The following is a 16853-nucleotide window of genomic DNA, read 5'->3' on the forward strand; positions in this document are numbered from 1 at the left end:
GAAACGAACTGTATATTTTGCGTAATGGTTGATAAAGTTCGAATCAGTTGATTGTTTATTGCATGGATCGATGAAATGGATCGCCTGACCGCAGTACGCGTCTTTGTCGAGGTGGCCGATCGCGGCAGCCTGACCCAGACCGCCGAGCATCTGGAAATGTCCGCCGCGATGGTCAGCCGCTATCTCGCCGCGGTGGAGGCGTGGTTCGATGCCCGCTTGCTGCACCGGACCACGCGCAAGGTCAGCCTGACCGATGCCGGCCTGGCGGCGCTGCCCGCTTGCCGGCAACTGCTCGAAATCGCCGAAGAGGCCCAGCACATCGCGGCCGAACGCAACCGTGAACCGGCCGGCGTGCTGCGCGTAACGACCGCCAGCTCTTTTGCCGATGCCCAGTTGACGGCTGCTCTGGTCGACTTTCAGCGCCAGTACGCGCAGGTGGAGATCGTGCTGTCGGTGGGCGACAAGGCGACCGACCTGGTGGCGGAGCGTGTCGATCTGGCCGTGCGCATCACCAATACACTGGACCCGACGATGATTACGCGGCCGCTCGGCCGCTGTCGCTCGATGCTGTGCGCTTCGCCCGACTATCTGGCGCGGCACGGCGTACCGCGCAGCGCCGAAGACTTGCGCCAGCATCGCTGCATCGCACACGCCTTCGGCATCGGCAAGCAATACCGCTTCACGCGGGGCGGCGAGACGCTCACGGTGCCGGTGGATTGGAATTTCCACACCAACGAGACGGCGGTTCTGCGCCGGGCGGTGCTGTCCGGCGCTGGCATCGGCATGCTGCCAACCTACTATCTGGGTGATGAGCTGCGTTCCGGCCGCCTGGTCCATCTGCTACCGGATCATGAGCCGGACGTGCTGGGCATCCACGCCATCTATCTCTCGCGCCAGCACCAGCCGCTGGCCCTGCGCCTGCTGGTGGGTTTTCTGGCGGCCCGCTTTACCGGCGAACCGGCACCGTGGGATCTGGCGCTTACCGCGCAAACGCCGGCCTGAATCGCCGGTGAGCGAAATCCCCCGGCCGCCGGGGCCTCACGCCGACGCTCAGCGCAGTGCGGCCTTGATTAGCGCCGCCAACGCGGTGGTCGGGCGGCCAATCAGGCGGCTGAGTTGACGCTGATCGTCGAACAGCCCTCCCTGGGCGGCACCGACATCCGAGTCGGCCAGCAAACCCGCCAGCGCTGCCGGCAGGCCGGCGCCGACCAGCGCCGCCTTGTAGTCGGCCTCCGGCAGGTTGACGTAGGGAATGCTCTGGCCGGCTTGCTTGCTCAGTTCGGCGGCAAACTCGGTCAAGGTATAGGACTCGTCGCCGGCCAGCTCATGGACCTTGCCCGCTTGCCCGGCCAAGGTGAGGACGGCGGCGGCGGCCTCGGCATAGTCGGCACGGGCGGCGGAGGCGATTCGACCTTCCCCGGCACTGCCGATATAGGCGCCATGCTGCAGGGCCGGCGGGATGCTGGCCAGGTAATTTTCGGTGTACCAACCGTTGCGCAGCAAGACGTGGGGCAGGCCGGACGCCTTGAGCAAGGCTTCGGTCGCTTGGTGTTCGGCAGCCAGACCCAGTGGCGAGCGATCCGCATGCAGCAGGCTGGTGTAAGCCAGCAGCGCGATGCCGGCGCGCTTGGCCGCATCGATCACGTTCTTGTGTTGCGCCGTGCGTTGGCCAACTTCGCTGGACGAGATGAGCAGAACCTTCTCGGCGCCCGCGAACGCGGCATCGAGCGTGGCCGGCTTGGTATAGTCGGCTTGGCGAAGCTGGATACCCAACGCGGCGAGATCTGCCGCCCGTTCCGGCTGGCGCACGGCGGCGATGATTTGTGCAGCGGGCAGCTTGGTCAGCAGGGATTGGATAACGAGACGGCCCAGTTGGCCGGTAGCACCAGTGACGACGATCATGATCAAAATTTCCTTGGTAGGTTGCGGGGTGAGGGAGCAGAATAGCCACTTAACTTACATTTAGTAAGTACGTACCTAAAGGTTAGTGTATGAGCACTCAAAACGAGACTGCGCCCGAAGCCCCCTTGACCCTCTCGGCACAAATGCTGCGCGGCAACCTGTTCGCCGAACAATGCCCTTCCCGCGAGGTACTCAAGCACGTCACGAGTCGCTGGGGCGTCCTGGTCCTGGTCGCCTTGCTGGCCGGCACCCACCGATTTAGCGATCTGCGCCGCAAGGTCGGCGGGGTGAGCGAGAAAATGCTCGCCCAGACGCTGCAGTGGCTGGAGGGGGACGGCTTCGTGCTGCGCCGCTCTTACCCGGTTGTGCCGCCCCATGTCGAATATTCCCTGACGCCGCTGGGCCAGGAGGTCGGCTTGCGTGTCCAAGGGCTGGCAGACTGGATTGAACTGAATCTGTCCGGCATTCTCCAGGCTAGGGCAGAACTGACCGAGAGGCGCTGAGTTTCCGGAGTGCTCCGGGCTGGGCGAAACAAGTCAATCCGGCGGCCGCAATCCAGGCGGCCGCCGCTTGTCGCATCCGCTGTAAGCAAGCGGCTTAGTTCAGGTCCTTGTCCTTCCAGAATTTCGTGCCGGCCACTGCGCCGCCCACCTGAAAGCCGTTTTTCGTCAGGCTGTACATCTGGCCGCCGGTAAATTGGCCGACTGAGCCGCCCGCCGATTTCTTGCCGGCACCAGCGCCCGCCCCGATTTCACCGCCGGCTTCCCAGCCTGAGTCGATGAACGATTGCATGGCTTTCGCATCCTTGAAGACGAACAGGTAACGTGTTTCCGCAGCCCCGATCTGCAAGCCGGCGCTGGCCTGTGCCAGGTCCATATAGGTGATGTGCTTGCTCTTGTTGTCATGCACCAGGCCTTTGCCGCCACTGCCGCCAATCAGGAAACTCAGGCCGTAGCTGGTAAATACCCCATAGCCGGCGGCGTTTTTGACTTCGGCCTCGAGCTCCGGCTTGGCCTTGTAGAAGTCGGCCAGTGTTTGATTGACCTTGGTCTGGACCTCGGCCCGATTTTTTTCCTTCTCGGACTGCGCGACTGCGCCAGTCGTGGCGAACGAGAAAATCGCAAGTGCTGCGATGGCAAAAATATGGTTCAGCTTCATGGCATTTCCCTCCTTTAATGACCGCAAGTGTCAGTTGGCTTCGAAACGAAAACCGATCTTCAGCGTGACCTGGAAGTGGCCGACCTTGCCATCGACCACGTGGCCACGCGTTTCGATCACTTCGAACCAGTCAATATTGCGGATCGTTTTGGCTGTGGTTTCAATCGCGTTACGAATGGCATCGTCGCTACCCAGTCGGGACGACCCGACGACTTCAATCACCTTGTAAACATGATCCGACATGACGGGCTCCTTGATAATCGACAGTGCTCACTTCTTCACCATAGGTGCCAGCGCGGATAACTCAAGGGTCAAGATAAGGGGAAAGTACCAGGGGGAAACTGCCAGGCATAACGGGGCTGAATTCTGCCGGTCTATGCGAAGACGATATGCAGATTGCCGAATCTGCAGCTACGCAATCTAACGTATTTCTCCATGGGCGCCGCGAACTTAATCTGACGCTGCACTGCAACAACGCAGACCAGATTTCCCTACCTCCGAGGAGCTTCCATGAGCAATCGTCGTAACTTCATCAAGGCAACCGTTCTTGCCGCCGCCCTGTCTTCCATCGGCATGGCTGCCCACGCCGCCGACACGATCAAGGTCGGCGTGCTGCATTCGTTGTCCGGCACCATGGCCATTTCCGAGACCGCGCTCAAGGAAACCGTGCTGATGACCATCGAGGAAATCAACAAGGCCGGCGGCGTCATGGGCAAGAAGCTGGAGCCGGTGGTTGTCGACCCAGCTTCCAACTGGCCGCTGTTCGCTGAAAAAGCCCGTCAGTTGCTGACCAAGGACAAGGTCGCCGTCACCTTCGGTTGCTGGACTTCGGTGTCCCGCAAGTCGGTGCTGCCGGTCTACAAGGAACTGAACGGCCTGCTCTTCTACCCGGTGCAGTACGAAGGTGAAGAACTCGAAAAGAACGTCTTCTACACCGGCGCCGCGCCCAACCAGCAAGCCATCCCGGCCGTCGAATACCTGATGTCCAAGGACGGCGGCGAAGCCAAGCGCTTCGTGCTGCTCGGCACCGACTACGTCTATCCGCGCACCACCAACAAGATCCTGCGCGCCTTCCTGAAGTCGAAGGGCGTCGCTGACGCCGACATCATGGAAGACTACACGCCGTTCGGCCACAGCGATTACCAGACCATCATCGCCAAGATCAAGAAGTTCGCTTCCGAAGGCAAGAAGACCGCCGTCGTGTCCACCATCAACGGCGACTCCAACGTGCCCTTCTACAAGGAACTCGGCAATGCCGGCCTGAAGGCCACCGATGTGCCGGTCGTCGCCTTCTCGGTTGGCGAGGAAGAACTGCGCGGCGTCGATACCAAACCGCTGGTCGGCCACCTGGCGTCGTGGAACTACTTCATGTCGCTGAAGAACCCGGAAAACGACAAGTTCGTGAAGATGTACCGCGACTGGGCCAAGAAGCAGAAGCTGCCGAACGCCGACAAGGTCGTCACCAACGACCCGATGGAAGCGACCTACATCGGCATCCACATGTGGAAGCAGGCGGTCGAGAAGGCCAAGTCGACCGACACCGACAAGGTCATCGCCGCCATGGCCGGCCAGACCTTCAAGGCGCCGAGCGGCATCATCTCGAAGATGGATGAAAAGAACCACCACCTGCACAAGTCGGTATTCATCGGCGAAGTGAAGGCCGATGGCCAGTTCAATGTCGTCTGGAAGACGCCCGGCCCGGTCAAGGCCCAGCCGTGGAGCCCGTTCATCACCGGCAACGACAAGAAGAAGGACGAGCCGGAAATGAAGTAATCCGGATGTAATGTCAGTCGCGATCGACGGGGGCCCTGGCCCCCGTTTTTGCGTTTGAAAACAGTGCGGGCAAGGGGGAGGGTAGCTTGAGCGATGACAATATCAAGCCGATCAGGCATAGTCGGCGCATATTTAATTCGGATCAAAGACGCGGTTTATGACGACGGACTCAAGGATGGGCATTCGGCTGGCCCAGTTGCATCTTTACGTCGATATCCATCTCCACGACCGCTACCTGGCGCCACCGCTGACCCTGGTCGTTGCCGCGCTGTTGACCAACTGGGTGCCGGTGCTGCATGCGGTGGTTTGGGCTGGACTCGAATTGCTGATCATCGCCAACTACATCCGCGTTTATCGGGTCTTCAAGCGCAGCGACGTACAGCCCCGTGACGAGCCGCAATGGGCAAATCGCATCGCGCTGGCGCATGGGGCGCACATGCTGGCTTGGTCATCGCTCGTCTTCTGGGCCTGGCAGCCGGAGAGCTTTCCCAGCCTGATCTTCATCATGCTGGTGCACATCGGCCTGATCGCCTTGACTGCCTCGATGAGCAACGCCCATCTGCGCCTGCTCACGCTCGACATGATCTTTCCGGTGCTCGCCCTGATCGGACTGCCGCTGCTCGAACTGAACTGGTTCAATCTTGGCCTGAGCCTGCTCGGCGGTGGCTTTACCGCGCTGATGATCCAGGTTGGCCGGCAGATCAATGCCTACTCGACGGAAGCCCTGCAACTGCGCCAGCGCAACGAGATCCTGATCCAGGAGCTGGAGTCGCAGGCCTCGCGGGATTCGCTGACCGGCATCGTCAACCGCCGCTATTTCCTGGCCGCCGCCGACAAGCATTTGCAGGCGGCGCGCGAACATGGCAATCCGCTGGCACTGATGATCATCGATCTCGACCACTTTAAGCAGGTCAATGACCAATATGGCCATCTGGGTGGCGATGAAGTGCTGGTGGCGGTCGTCGATGCCTGTGTCCAGCATCTGCGGACGGGTGATTGTTTCGGCCGTCTGGGCGGCGAGGAATTCGCGCTGCTCTTGCCCGATTCCTCATTGCCCGAAGCGCTGGAAACAGCGGAACGGCTGCGCCAGGCGACCGAGGCGCTGGTGCTGACAGTGCAGGGCAATATCGTGCGACCGACGATCAGCATCGGCGTTACGCTGCTGCAAGCCGGCGACAGCAGCCTGTCCAGCCTGATGCATCGGGCCGATCTGGCGATGTATGCCGCCAAGACGCAGGGGCGGAACCGGGTGGTCTGTGACGAGCAGGCACGGGCGCCCAACCAGGGCGCGGCCGAGCCTGTCTTGCAGACCTAGGCCTGGCGCCGGGTGAGCAGTAGGCCGCACTCCAGATGGTGCGTATAGGGAAACTGGTCGAAGACGGCCGAGGCACTGACCGTATGCGTAGCCTGTAGCGCTGCGACGTTTTCCTGCAAGGTCTGCGGGTTGCAGGAGATGTACAGGATATTGTCGAAACCGCTGGCGAATTCGAGGGTCGTCGCATCCAGCCCGCTACGCGGCGGATCGACGAAAAGCGTCGAAAAGCGGTAATTGGTAAGGTCGATGTCCTTCATGCGCTTGAGCACTTCGCGACCGGCCAGGACATCGCTGATTTCCTCGCTGGAGGCCCGGACCAGCGCGACATTGTCGACGCTGTTGGCAGCGATGTTGTACTGCGCCGCATGAACCGATGACTTGCTGACTTCGGTCGCCAGTACCTTGTCGAACAGCGGGGCGAGGGCCATCGTGAAATTGCCGTTGCCGCAATACAGTTCGAGCAGGTCGCCGCCCAGCGTTGCTGCCCGGGCGCAGGCCCAGCCGAGCATCTGCCGGTTTACGCCGCCATTGGGCTGGGTAAAGCTGCCCTCGATCTGCTGATAGCGCAACTGGCGCCCGTTCAGTTCGAACTCCTCCAGCAACCAGTCGCGGTCGAGCACCACCTTCTGACCGCGGCTGCGCCCGATGACCTGGATGCCGAGATCGGCCGCCAGATCGCGGGCCGCCAGTTCCCAGCCCTCGCCGAGGCGGCGGTGGTAAATCAGCGTGACCATCAGTTCGCCACTCAAGGTGGAGAGAAAATCGGCCTGGAACAGCCCGCTGCGTAGCATCTGGCTGGCGCGCAGATGCTCCATCAGGCGCGGCATCAAGCCGCAGATCGACGTCGACGCCATCGGGAAATGCTCGATCATCACCGGCTGCTTCGGGTTTTCCGGGTCGAACATCGCGTAATTCACGTCATCGCCCTGATGCCAGATGCGAAATTCGGCACGCATCCGGTAATGCTCGGGGGCGGAGGCGAATACCTCCGGCTCCGGGATGGCAAACGGTGCGAAGTCGCGCTTGAATTGGGCGACCTTGTCGGCGAGCTGGATGGCGTAATTGGTGGGATCGATGCTGGGTAATGGCATGGTTTGAGCGGTATGAAGCGGTTTTCGGCCGAAAAGCCTGACACAGTGAGCGGAAATCAGCTTGCCCGGAGATGCGGACAGTCAGGCGACGGCGGAATATACGCTGGTATACCTGTTTGGGGGTGTTTTTGGTGGCAAATTAGCTGCTTTTAACTGACTCCTGTCGCCAGCGATGGGGTGCCAAGCGTGCGCCGATCATCACACTGCAAGTGTGCCATTCGAAACGGCTACTTCTGACTGGAGCAGGAGCTCCTGCAAGTTAATTGTCGTGATAGTTAACTATTGATTTTTGTCATAAAGTCGTCCGCGATCGATATCGTAAAATTATCATTTGTAATATTAATTTCAATTAACGCGTGGTTTTAGCCAAGGTGAGATAAGCAGATATGTTGAGGTTTGCACCCGGTGGTAATCATGGCAAAGGCAATCCTGCCAACGACGAACTGGCGCTAAGTGGTCGGGTATTGGTGGTTGATGATGATCAGGTCAGCAGGGCGATGCATCGGGCCATTTTGGCCAGGCGTTTCGATGTCCTGACCGCGTCTACGGGCAGCGAAGCGCTGGCTCTGTGCCAGCAGCAGCTCCCCGATCTGGTTCTGCTCGATGTTGAAATGCCGGTGCTTGACGGTTACGAGACCTGCCGCCTGTTGCGCAAATGGACGGGCATCCCGATCATTTTCGCAACTTCGCACCAATCCCTTGAAGAACACTTGAAAGCATACGATGTTGGCGGCAACGACATCGTGACCAAGCCGGTCAGCAGCGAGATTCTGCTGCGCAAAGTTACTGTTGCAATTTCCCAATACCGGGCAGCTGAATCCCTGGTCGAGGAAAAAAAGGCCGTTGAAAAAATGGCCATGGCTTTTCTGTCAAGCGCGAGCCAGAGTGGCACCCTGATGAATTTCATGCGGTCAAGCATCGTCTGCCAGGATTACCACGCCTTGGCCAACGAACTTTTGGCGGCCACCCGGGACTTTGGCCTGAGCTGTCTCGTCCAGATCCGGCATCAAGGTGACTGCACGGCAGTGACGGCGCGTGGCGCGTTGTCGCCACTGGAGATCGCCATTCTTGAAAACGCTTCGGAAATGGGGCGGGTATTCCAGTTCAAGCAGCGTCTGGTAGTGAATAACGATAGGGTCTCTATCGTTGTTCAGGATATGCCGAACGAAGCAGACGATCCGGTACACGCTGGCGGGTTACGCGATAACCTGGTCATTTTGTCTGAAGCAGCTGAAGCTTTTGCTGTGAATGTGGATATGCGCCTGGAGGCACAGAAGCGTGCCGAACAACTGCAAATTGCGCTGAGCGGGGCAGAGGCCGCCTTGAACGAACTCGCTGAAAACCAGCGCGCGATGCTGATGGACACCCGCTTGCTGTTGCAGGAGTTGATTGACGATATCGAGAAAACCTATACCTGGCTAAACACCAGCCAGGCACAAGAAACGACGATCAATTCGACGATGGAGCATGCGGTGCAACGCGTTCTCGGCCGGCTGGGCAGAGGCGGTGATTTCGATACCCTGTTCGCCCAGGTCATGCAGGCCTTGAGTGCCGGCCGTGGGGAGAACTTGATTGAGTTGTTTTAGCGCTTCGAGGCCTGATTTATTTTTTCCACTTCGCCCACGGGTCTGAGTCGCTGGAAGCAGAGGGATTTGAATAACTCGACCGACGCTTGCCTGAGCCGGAAGGATAGGCTGCTCCCGAGTCATGCAGAGCGGCTTTCCTGGCCCGCTTTTCGCGCAATCTTTCGGCATCTTCCAGGCTTAACTCAGCGGGCTCGCCCGGTATTTGATCCGGCGGCACAATGCGGTCCCGTGGTGGCAGTTCGAACTGCTCGGCCGAGGCACGCGGCAGGCTTTTGAACTGGTACAAGTAGAAGGCTTCGACTTTCTCACGTGCCCAATCCGTTTTTTTAAGGAATTTCACGCTGGAGTCGATGCTGGGGTTGCTCTTGAAACAATTGATATTCAAGTAAGCAAAGAGAATCTCAAAACCGTAGTAATCAACTATTTCCGTTAACAGGTTTTTTAAGCTAAGACCGTGGAGCGGGTTGTTCTTGTAATTTATATCAGTGTTCATGGCGATGCGGGGGCTGGGATAAGTCCGCCATTGTACCTGCCGCAGCCGGAGGGCTCGATGCCCCCCGGCCTCGCCTGAGTCGGTCGTAGATTCAGTCGACCGACCGGCCAAGCGCCAGTGCGTGATGGCGCAGGTGATCCTCGATGAAGCTGGCGATGAAGTAATAGCTGTGGTCGTAGCCCGCTTGCCGGCGCAGGGTCAGCGGATGGCTGCTGGCCTTGGCAGCGGCTTCGAGGGTTTCCGGTTTCAGTTGCGTGATCAGGAAATCGTCGCGGTCGCCTTGGTCGATCAGGATGGACAGGCGTTCAGTCGCCTCGGCCAGCAAGGCACTGGCATCCCAGGCGCGCCACTGTGAACGTTCTTCGCCGAGGTAACGGGAAAACGCCTTTTCGCCCCAGGGTACCGTCATCGGGTTGCAGATTGGCGCGAAGGCCGAGACCGACCGGTAGCGCCCGGGATTACGGAGGGCGCAGACCAGCGCGCCGTGGCCGCCCATCGAATGTCCGCTGATGCCGCGCTGCTCGGATACCGGAAAGCTGGCTTCGATCAGTGCCGGCAGTTCGTGCACTACATAGTCGTGCATCCGGTAATGCTGCGCCCACGGGGCTTGCGTCGCGTTCAGGTAGAACCCGGCGCCGTGGCCGAAATCCCAGCCGCCATCCGGATCGCCCGGCACCTCGGCGCCACGCGGGCTGGTATCGGGGGCGACGATGACGATACCCAGTTCGGCTGCCATGCGCTGGGCGCCGGCCTTCTGCATGAAGTTTTCATCGGTGCAGCTGAGGCCGGACAGCCAGTACAGCACCGGCAGCTTTTCGCCTTGCTCGATCTGCGGCGGCAGATAGACGGCGAACACCATGTCGCAGTTGAGCGTGCTGGAGCGATGCCGGTAGCGCTTGTGCCAGCCGCCGAAGCTTTTCTGGCAGGATATGTTTTCGAGCGTCATGCCTTCCCCCGCCTAAAAATGGATCACGGTGCGGATGCTCTTGCCTTCATGCATCAGGTCGAAAGCGCGGTTGATTTCTTCCAGCGGCATGGTGTGGGTGATGAAGGTGTCGAGCGGGATTTCGCCCTTCTGCGCCTTTTCGACATAGCCCGGCAGTTCGGTCCGCCCCTTGACGCCGCCGAAGGCCGAACCGCGCCAGACGCGGCCGGTCACCAGTTGGAAGGGGCGGGTGCTGATTTCCTGGCCGGCGCCGGCGACGCCGATGATGGTCGATTCGCCCCAGCCCTTGTGGCAGCACTCGAGGGCGGCACGCATCAGGTTCACGTTGCCGACGCACTCGAAGGAGTAATCGACGCCGCCATCGGTCATCTCGACGATGACCTCCTGGATCGGCTTGGCGAAATCCTTCGGATTGACGCAGTCGGTTGCGCCCAGTTGCCGGGCGATCTCGAACTTGGCCGGGTTGATGTCGATGGCGATGATGCGCGAAGCCTTGACCATCTTGGCGCCGATGATTGCCGCCAGGCCGATGCCGCCCAGGCCGAAGATGGCGACGGTGGCGCCTTCTTCCACCTTGGCGGTGTTGAGTACGGCGCCGATCCCGGTGGTCACGCCGCAGCCGAGCAGGCAGACCTTTTCGAGCGGCGCTTCCTTGGCGATCTTGGCCAGCGAAATTTCCGGCAGCACGGTGTATTCGGAGAAGGTCGAGCAGCCCATGTAGTGATAGATCGGCTGGCCGTTGTAGGAGAAGCGACTGGTGCCGTCCGGCATCAGGCCCTTGCCCTGGGTGGCGCGTACCGCCTGGCAGAGGTTGGTCTTGCCCGATTTGCAGAACTTGCACTCGCGGCATTCGGCCGTGTACAGCGGAATGACGTGGTCGCCGACGGCCAGCGAAGTGACGCCTTCACCGATCGCTTCGACAATGCCGCCGCCCTCGTGGCCGAGGATGGATGGGAAGATGCCTTCCGGGTCGTCGCCGGACAGCGTGAAGGCGTCGGTATGGCAGACCCCGGAGGCGACGATGCGGACGAGGACTTCGCCAGCTTTCGGCGGCTCGACATCGACTTCAACGATCTGCAGGGGCTGGTTGGCGGCAAAGGCAACGGCGGCGCGTGACTTGATGGACATGGGCAGGCTCTCGAAAGGGGGGCAATGGGGCTGAGTATAATTAGTGCTGCCGGGTGAATAAATCGCCATTCAAGGATTGATTGTTGCTGTATGGGGATAATCGCCGTCCGCAACCAGGAGCACCAAAAATGAGTCGTTGGGAAGGGCTGGACGAGTTTGTCGCCGTCGCCGAGTGCGGCAGCTTTTCCCGGGCAGCCGAGCGTCTGCGCCTGTCGTCCTCGCATGTCAGCCGGAAGGTGGCGTTGCTCGAAGACCGTTTGCAGGCGCGCCTGCTTTACCGGACGACGCGCCGCGTGTCGCTGACCGAAGCCGGGCAGAGCTTTTTCGCCCGCTGCCAGCGCCTGATCGAGGAGCGTGACGAAGCTTTCCTGAGTATCGGCGACCTGCAGAGCGCGCCGAGCGGCCTGTTGCGGATGACCGCGGCGGTGGCTTACGGCGAGCGCTTCATTGTGCCGCTGGCCAACGAGTTTATGGCCCGCCACCCGCAACTGAAGCTGGAGATCGAACTGACCAACCGGACGCTGGACATGGTGCAGGAGGGTTTCGACCTGGCCATCCGCCTCGGTCGCCTCAACGAATCCAGCCTGGTCGCTACCCGTATCGCGCCGCGCGTCATGTACCTGTGCGCCAGCCCGGCCTACCTCGAACGCTACGGCCGGCCGCACACGCTGTCGGAACTCGGCCGCCACAATTGTCTGATCGGCACCGGCGACACCTGGAGCTTTCAGCAGGATGGCCGCGAATTCCAGTTCCGGCCGAGCGGCAACTGGCGCTGCAACAGTGGTCAGGCAGTGCTTGATGCAGCATTGCGCGGCTTCGGCCTGTGTCAGTTGCCCGATTATTACGTGCTCGATCTACTGCGGCGCGGCGACTTGATCTCGCTGCTCGGTGTCCACCAGCCGCCGAATGCCGCCGTGTGGGCCGTCTACCCGCAGCGGCGTTATGCCTTGCCCAAGGTGCGTTTATTGATCGAGGCGCTGAAGACCGGGCTGGCGCTTTGCCCGGAATATTGCTGAAGGCTGGCGCCGGCGCGGCATGAAGCCGTGATCCCAGTGCCGCGGTGCACTACGCAATTCATCGTATTTCCGCTCGCCGGTCCGCCCCGTAATCTGTCGCTGCACTGCACAAATTGCGGACGGACCCTTGATGAAAAAAACTTTAATAGCCTTACTGCTTTGCGCCGCGACTTTGCCGGCGCAGGCCGTGCTCGACCCGGCGCCGGTGCGCCAGCTGGCGGCCGAAGACTCCAGCGCCAAGGTCGCCGCCATCCGGCAACTGACCCAGACCGCCGACCCGGACGCCGTGCGCGTCCTGAAAGCCATGGCCGAGGACAGCCTGTTCCTGGCCGGCGACAAGGTCGTCATCATCGAAGGCGAGCAGGCTTTCGACGCGACCAGCGGTGAAGCGATCAAGATGCCGGCCAACCCGGAGAGTCCTACGGTTAACAACCGGATTCGGGGCGAATTGGCCAGCGCGCTGGCGGCCCTGAAACTGTTCGACGCCGATGTTGGCGTCCGCCTCGCCTCGGCCCAGAAACTGCAAAGCCAGGTGACGCCGGAAATGGCGCCGCTGCTGGCGCGCGCCCTGAACCAGGAAAGTGATGCGCAGATAAAGGCGCTGCTGACCCTGGCCCACGCCCAGGCCAACCTGGCCAATACCGATCCGGCCGCTCGGCTGGAGGCGGTCAAGGCGTTGGCCGAAACTTCCTCGCCGACCATCAAGAGCGTGCTGCTGCCGCTGACCGAGAAAGCCGGCGAGCCCGACGACAAGGTGCGCTACGAAGCCATTGCCGCCGTGAAGGCCATCGACAGCCGGCTGGCCATGGCCGAGAACGTCGGCCGCGCCTTTTCCGGCCTGTCGCTCGGCAGCATCCTGCTGCTCGGCGCACTCGGCCTGGCCATCACCTACGGCGTCATGGGCATCATCAACATGGCGCACGGCGAGCTGCTGATGGTTGGCGCCTACGCCACCTACGGCATGCAGAGCCTGTTCCGCGCCTTTGCACCGGACTACATCGACTGGTACCTGCCGGCCGCCATCCCGGTTGCCTTCTTCGCCGCCGCGCTGGTCGGCGTCGTCATGGAACGCACGGTGATCCGCTGGCTCTACGGCCGCACGCTGGAAACCCTGCTTGCCACCTGGGGCCTGTCGCTGGTGCTGATCCAGTCGGCCCGCGTGCTGTTCGGCGCGCAGAACGTCGAAGTGTCGAACCCGAGCTGGATGTCGGGCGGTATCGAAGTCATGCCCAACCTGATCCTGCCGTGGAACCGCATCATCATCGTCGGCTTCGCGATGTTCGTTCTTTTCCTCGTCTGGGTGCTGATGAACCGGACCCGGCTCGGCATGTTCGTCCGCGCCGTGACGCAGAACCGGGCGATGGCCGGTTGCGTCGGCGTGCCGACGGCGCGTATTGACACCATGGCCTTCGCGCTCGGTGCCGGCATCGCCGGCCTGGGCGGCGTCGCGCTGTCGCAGATTTCCAACGTCGGCCCGGACATGGGCCAAGGCTACATCGTCGATTCCTTCATGGTCGTCGTCGTCGGTGGCGTCGGGCAGCTGGCCGGCGCGGTCTGGGCGGCGCTTGGCCTCGGTATTTTCAGCAAGCTGCTCGAAGGCTGGGCCGGGGCAGTCATCGCCAAGATCAGCATCCTCGTCTGCATCATCATCTTCATCCAGAAACGGCCGCAGGGCATCTTCGCCCTCAAGGGCCGCTTCGTCGAGTAAGGCTGAACCATGCGCAAACCTCTCACCCTTCGAATTTTGTCCGCGCTGGACACGAAAAGCTGGATCGCCCTCGGCATCTTCCTCGCCCTGGCGCTGCTCGTCGTCCCGGTCCTCCACCTCAACTTTCCCGAAGATAGCGCTTTCCACGTCTCGACCTACGCCATCACGCTGATCGGCAAGATCATGTGCTACGCGCTGGTGGCGGTGGCGATGGACCTGATCTGGGGCTACGGCGGCATCCTGTCGCTCGGCCACGGGCTGTTCTTCGCCCTCGGCGGCTACGCCTTCGGCATGTACCTGATGCGCCAGATCGGCCGCGACGGCAGCTACGGCGCCGACCTGCCGGACTTCATGGTCTTCCTCGACTGGAAGGAACTGCCCTGGTTCTGGCTCGGCAGCGACAGCTTCGGCTGGGCAAGTTTCCTGGTCCTCGCCGTGCCGGCTGTCGTCGCCTTCGTCTTCGGCTACTTCGCCTTCCGCTCGCGCATCAAGGGCGTCTATTTCTCGATCATCACCCAGGCCCTGACTTACGCCGCGATGCTGCTCTTCTTTCGCAACGAAACCGGCTTCGGCGGCAACAACGGTTTCACCGACTTCAAGCGCGTGCTCGGCGTCACCATCACCTCACCGGAAACCCGGCTGGTGCTGTTTGGCCTGACCGCCGTGATGCTCGCCGCCACGCTGGTTTTCGCCGCCTGGCTGGTCAAATCGAAGTTCGGCCGCGTGCTGACCGCCATCCGCGACGCCGAAAGCCGCGTCATGTTCATCGGCTACAACCCGCTCTGGTACAAGCTGACCATCTGGGTGATCTCGGCCGTGCTGTGCGGCATTGCCGGCGCGCTCTACGTGCCCCAGGTCGGCATCATCAACCCATCCGAAATGAGCCCCGGCAACTCGATCGAGATCGCCATCTGGGTCGCGGTCGGCGGGCGCGGCACGCTGATCGGCCCGATCATCGGTGCCTTCGTCGTCAATCTGGCCAAAAGCTGGTTCACCGTCAGCTTCCCCGAATACTGGCTGTTCTTCCTCGGCCTGCTCTTCATCGTCGTGACGCTGTTGTTGCCGCAAGGCCTGGTCGGCCTGTGGAAGAAACTGATGGCCAAAAAAGAAGGAGCCGCAGCATGATCCTCGAAACCACCCTCGACGACCGCCCGGAAGGCAGCGACGGCGCCGACCAGATGGGGCACTTCGTCACCGGCGAACTCGATCTCTCGCACGGCGTCGCGCTCTACCTCGAAGACATCACCGTCAGCTTCGATGGCTTCAAGGCGCTGAACAACCTGAACCTGGCCATCGACGCCGGCGAACTGCGCTGCATCATCGGCCCGAACGGGGCAGGGAAGACGACGATGATGGACGTCATCACCGGCAAGACGCGGCCCGATTCCGGCAAGGCCTATTTCGGCCAGACCATCGACCTGACCCGGCTGACCGAACCGGAAATTGCCCACGTCGGCATCGGCCGCAAGTTCCAGAAACCGACCATCTTCGAGCAGCACACGGTGTTCGAAAACCTCGAACTGGCGATGAAGACCGACAAGCGCGTCTGGAAAAGCCTGCTCGCCTGGCTGGCCGGCGACGAACGCGACAAGATCGCCGAAACCCTGCGCCTGATCCGTCTCGACAAGGAAGCCGACCGTCAGGCCGGGCTGCTCTCGCATGGCCAGAAGCAGTGGCTGGAAATCGGCATGTTGCTGATGCAGGAGCCGAAGCTGCTGCTGCTCGATGAGCCAGTCGCCGGCATGACCGATGACGAAACGATGCGCACCGCCGAACTGTTCGTCTCGCTGGCCGGCAAGCATTCGCTGGTCGTCGTCGAACACGACATGGCCTTCGTCGAGAAGCTGGGCGGGTTGGTCACTGTGCTGCACGAAGGCTCGGTGCTGGCCGAAGGCGACCTTGCCACCGTGCAGAACGACCAGCGGGTGATCGAGGTTTATCTTGGCCGCTGAGCGCCTTTCATTTTTGGGCTTTTTCGCGGGTCGACCGCAGCAATCGCCCGTGCAACCGGAAAAACCATCATGCTGAAAGTAGACACCCTGAACCAGGCCTACGGTGGCAGCCACATCCTGCGTGGCCTGTCTTTCGAGGTCAAAACCGGCGAAGTGACCACGTTGCTCGGCCGCAACGGCGTCGGCAAGACCACTCTGCTCAAGTCGTTGATGGGGCTGGTCAAGACCAAATCGGGCAGTATCAGCTTCGACGGCAAGGACATCACCCACCTGCCGCCGCACGAGCGAGTCAAGGCCGGCATCGGGTTCGTGCCGCAGGGCCGCGAAATTTTTCCGCGCCTGACCGTCGAGGAAAACCTGCTGATGGGCCTGGCCACCAAGCCGGGCAGCACGCCGATTCCGCAGCGCATCTTCGACATGTTCCCGGTCTTGAAGCAGATGATGCACCGCCGTGGCGGCGACCTGTCCGGCGGCCAGCAACAACAGCTCGCCATCGGCCGGGCGCTGGCCATGGGCCCGAAGCTGCTGATACTCGACGAGCCGACCGAAGGCATCCAGCCCTCGATCATCAAGGACATCGAACGCGCCATCCGCATGCTGGCCGAAACCGGCGAAATGGCGATCCTGCTGGTCGAGCAGTACTACGATTTCGCCGAATCGTTGGCCGACCAGTACCTGCTGATGGAGCGTGGCGAGTTCATCATGCGGGGCAGGGGAGAAACCATGCCGCAGGATGGGGTACGGGAGGCGCTGGCGGTTTGAAAACTGCCGTCAGCGCCGTTTCG

General features: G+C 61.4%; 17 protein-coding genes. 10 read left to right on the forward strand and 7 right to left on the reverse strand.

Features of this window, described 5'->3' with window-relative positions; genetic code table 11:
• The first annotated feature begins 75 nt into the window (after nt 1–75).
• Nucleotides 76–1002, forward strand: a complete 927-nt coding sequence (locus AT959_RS06310) for a LysR family transcriptional regulator (RefSeq protein WP_066881794.1) — start codon at nt 76–78, stop codon at nt 1000–1002.
• Nucleotides 1003–1050: 48 nt separating this feature from the next.
• On the opposite strand, the gene AT959_RS06315 is transcribed toward AT959_RS06310, so the two are convergent.
• Complete coding sequence (locus tag AT959_RS06315) at nt 1051–1902, reverse strand: SDR family oxidoreductase (protein WP_066881796.1); 852 nt, start codon at nt 1900–1902, stop codon at nt 1051–1053.
• 89 nt (nt 1903–1991) lie between these two features.
• On the opposite strand from AT959_RS06315, the gene AT959_RS06320 reads away from it, so the two are divergent.
• Nucleotides 1992–2405, forward strand: a complete 414-nt coding sequence (locus AT959_RS06320) for a winged helix-turn-helix transcriptional regulator (RefSeq protein WP_066881798.1) — start codon at nt 1992–1994, stop codon at nt 2403–2405.
• A 94-nt stretch (nt 2406–2499) separates the two neighbouring features.
• On the opposite strand, the gene AT959_RS06325 is transcribed toward AT959_RS06320, so the two are convergent.
• Complete coding sequence (locus AT959_RS06325; RefSeq protein ID WP_066881800.1) at nt 2500–3060, reverse strand: lipid-binding SYLF domain-containing protein; 561 nt, start codon at nt 3058–3060, stop codon at nt 2500–2502.
• A gap of 30 nt (nt 3061–3090) precedes the next feature.
• On the reverse strand, nt 3091–3303 hold the full coding sequence (locus AT959_RS06330; protein ID WP_066881802.1) for a dodecin: 213 nt from the start codon (nt 3301–3303) through the stop codon (nt 3091–3093).
• Between the two features lie 267 nt (nt 3304–3570).
• Between AT959_RS06330 and urtA the strand changes: the two genes are divergently transcribed.
• Both urtA and AT959_RS06340 read left to right on the forward strand, forming a co-directional pair.
• Nucleotides 3571–4833 (forward strand): urea ABC transporter substrate-binding protein, encoded by a 1263-nt coding sequence (gene urtA, locus AT959_RS06335; protein WP_066881804.1) that lies wholly within the window; start codon nt 3571–3573, stop codon nt 4831–4833.
• 157 nt (nt 4834–4990) lie between these two features.
• Nucleotides 4991–6148 (forward strand): GGDEF domain-containing protein, encoded by a 1158-nt coding sequence (locus AT959_RS06340; protein WP_083518242.1) that lies wholly within the window; start codon nt 4991–4993, stop codon nt 6146–6148.
• On the opposite strand, the gene trmA is transcribed toward AT959_RS06340, so the two are convergent.
• Entirely contained in the window at nt 6145–7239 is a 1095-nt protein-coding gene (gene trmA, locus AT959_RS06345; protein ID WP_066881807.1) for a tRNA (uridine(54)-C5)-methyltransferase TrmA, read from the reverse strand. The genes AT959_RS06340 and trmA overlap by 4 nt on opposite strands.
• A 386-nt stretch (nt 7240–7625) precedes the next feature.
• Between trmA and AT959_RS06350 the strand changes: the two genes are divergently transcribed.
• Nucleotides 7626–8825, forward strand: a complete 1200-nt coding sequence (locus AT959_RS06350) for a response regulator (RefSeq protein WP_083518243.1) — start codon at nt 7626–7628, stop codon at nt 8823–8825.
• 16 nt (nt 8826–8841) lie between these two features.
• Here AT959_RS06350 and AT959_RS22095 read toward each other — a convergent pair whose 3' ends face one another.
• From AT959_RS22095 to AT959_RS06365, 3 genes are all read right to left on the reverse strand, one after another.
• Complete coding sequence (locus AT959_RS22095; RefSeq protein ID WP_066881810.1) at nt 8842–9318, reverse strand: VF530 family protein; 477 nt, start codon at nt 9316–9318, stop codon at nt 8842–8844.
• A gap of 91 nt (nt 9319–9409) precedes the next feature.
• The gene (gene fghA, locus AT959_RS06360; RefSeq protein WP_066881812.1) at nt 9410–10264 is read right to left on the reverse strand and encodes an S-formylglutathione hydrolase; all 855 of its coding nucleotides are present in this window, start codon (nt 10262–10264) and stop codon (nt 9410–9412) included.
• A 12-nt stretch (nt 10265–10276) separates the two neighbouring features.
• On the reverse strand, nt 10277–11392 hold the full coding sequence (locus AT959_RS06365) for an S-(hydroxymethyl)glutathione dehydrogenase/class III alcohol dehydrogenase (protein WP_066881814.1): 1116 nt from the start codon (nt 11390–11392) through the stop codon (nt 10277–10279).
• A 128-nt stretch (nt 11393–11520) separates the two neighbouring features.
• On the opposite strand from AT959_RS06365, the gene AT959_RS06370 reads away from it, so the two are divergent.
• From AT959_RS06370 to urtE, 5 genes are all read left to right on the forward strand, one after another.
• On the forward strand, nt 11521–12408 hold the full coding sequence (locus tag AT959_RS06370) for a LysR family transcriptional regulator (protein WP_066881816.1): 888 nt from the start codon (nt 11521–11523) through the stop codon (nt 12406–12408).
• Between the two features lie 130 nt (nt 12409–12538).
• A complete protein-coding gene (gene urtB / locus AT959_RS06375) occupies nt 12539–14116 on the forward strand; it encodes an urea ABC transporter permease subunit UrtB (RefSeq protein ID WP_066881818.1) in 1578 nt (525 codons plus the stop codon).
• A 9-nt stretch (nt 14117–14125) separates the two neighbouring features.
• Nucleotides 14126–15241 (forward strand): urea ABC transporter permease subunit UrtC, encoded by a 1116-nt coding sequence (urtC, locus tag AT959_RS06380; protein WP_066881820.1) that lies wholly within the window; start codon nt 14126–14128, stop codon nt 15239–15241.
• Between the two features lie 53 nt (nt 15242–15294).
• Nucleotides 15295–16068, forward strand: a complete 774-nt coding sequence (gene urtD / locus AT959_RS06385; RefSeq protein ID WP_205629857.1) for an urea ABC transporter ATP-binding protein UrtD — start codon at nt 15295–15297, stop codon at nt 16066–16068.
• Nucleotides 16069–16137: 69 nt separating this feature from the next.
• Complete coding sequence (urtE, locus tag AT959_RS06390) at nt 16138–16830, forward strand: urea ABC transporter ATP-binding subunit UrtE (RefSeq protein WP_066881824.1); 693 nt, start codon at nt 16138–16140, stop codon at nt 16828–16830.
• The last annotated feature ends 23 nt before the right edge of the window (nt 16831–16853 follow it).

The sequence above is a fragment of the Dechloromonas denitrificans genome (assembly GCF_001551835.1).
Lineage (GTDB): Bacteria > Pseudomonadota > Gammaproteobacteria > Burkholderiales > Rhodocyclaceae > Azonexus > Azonexus denitrificans.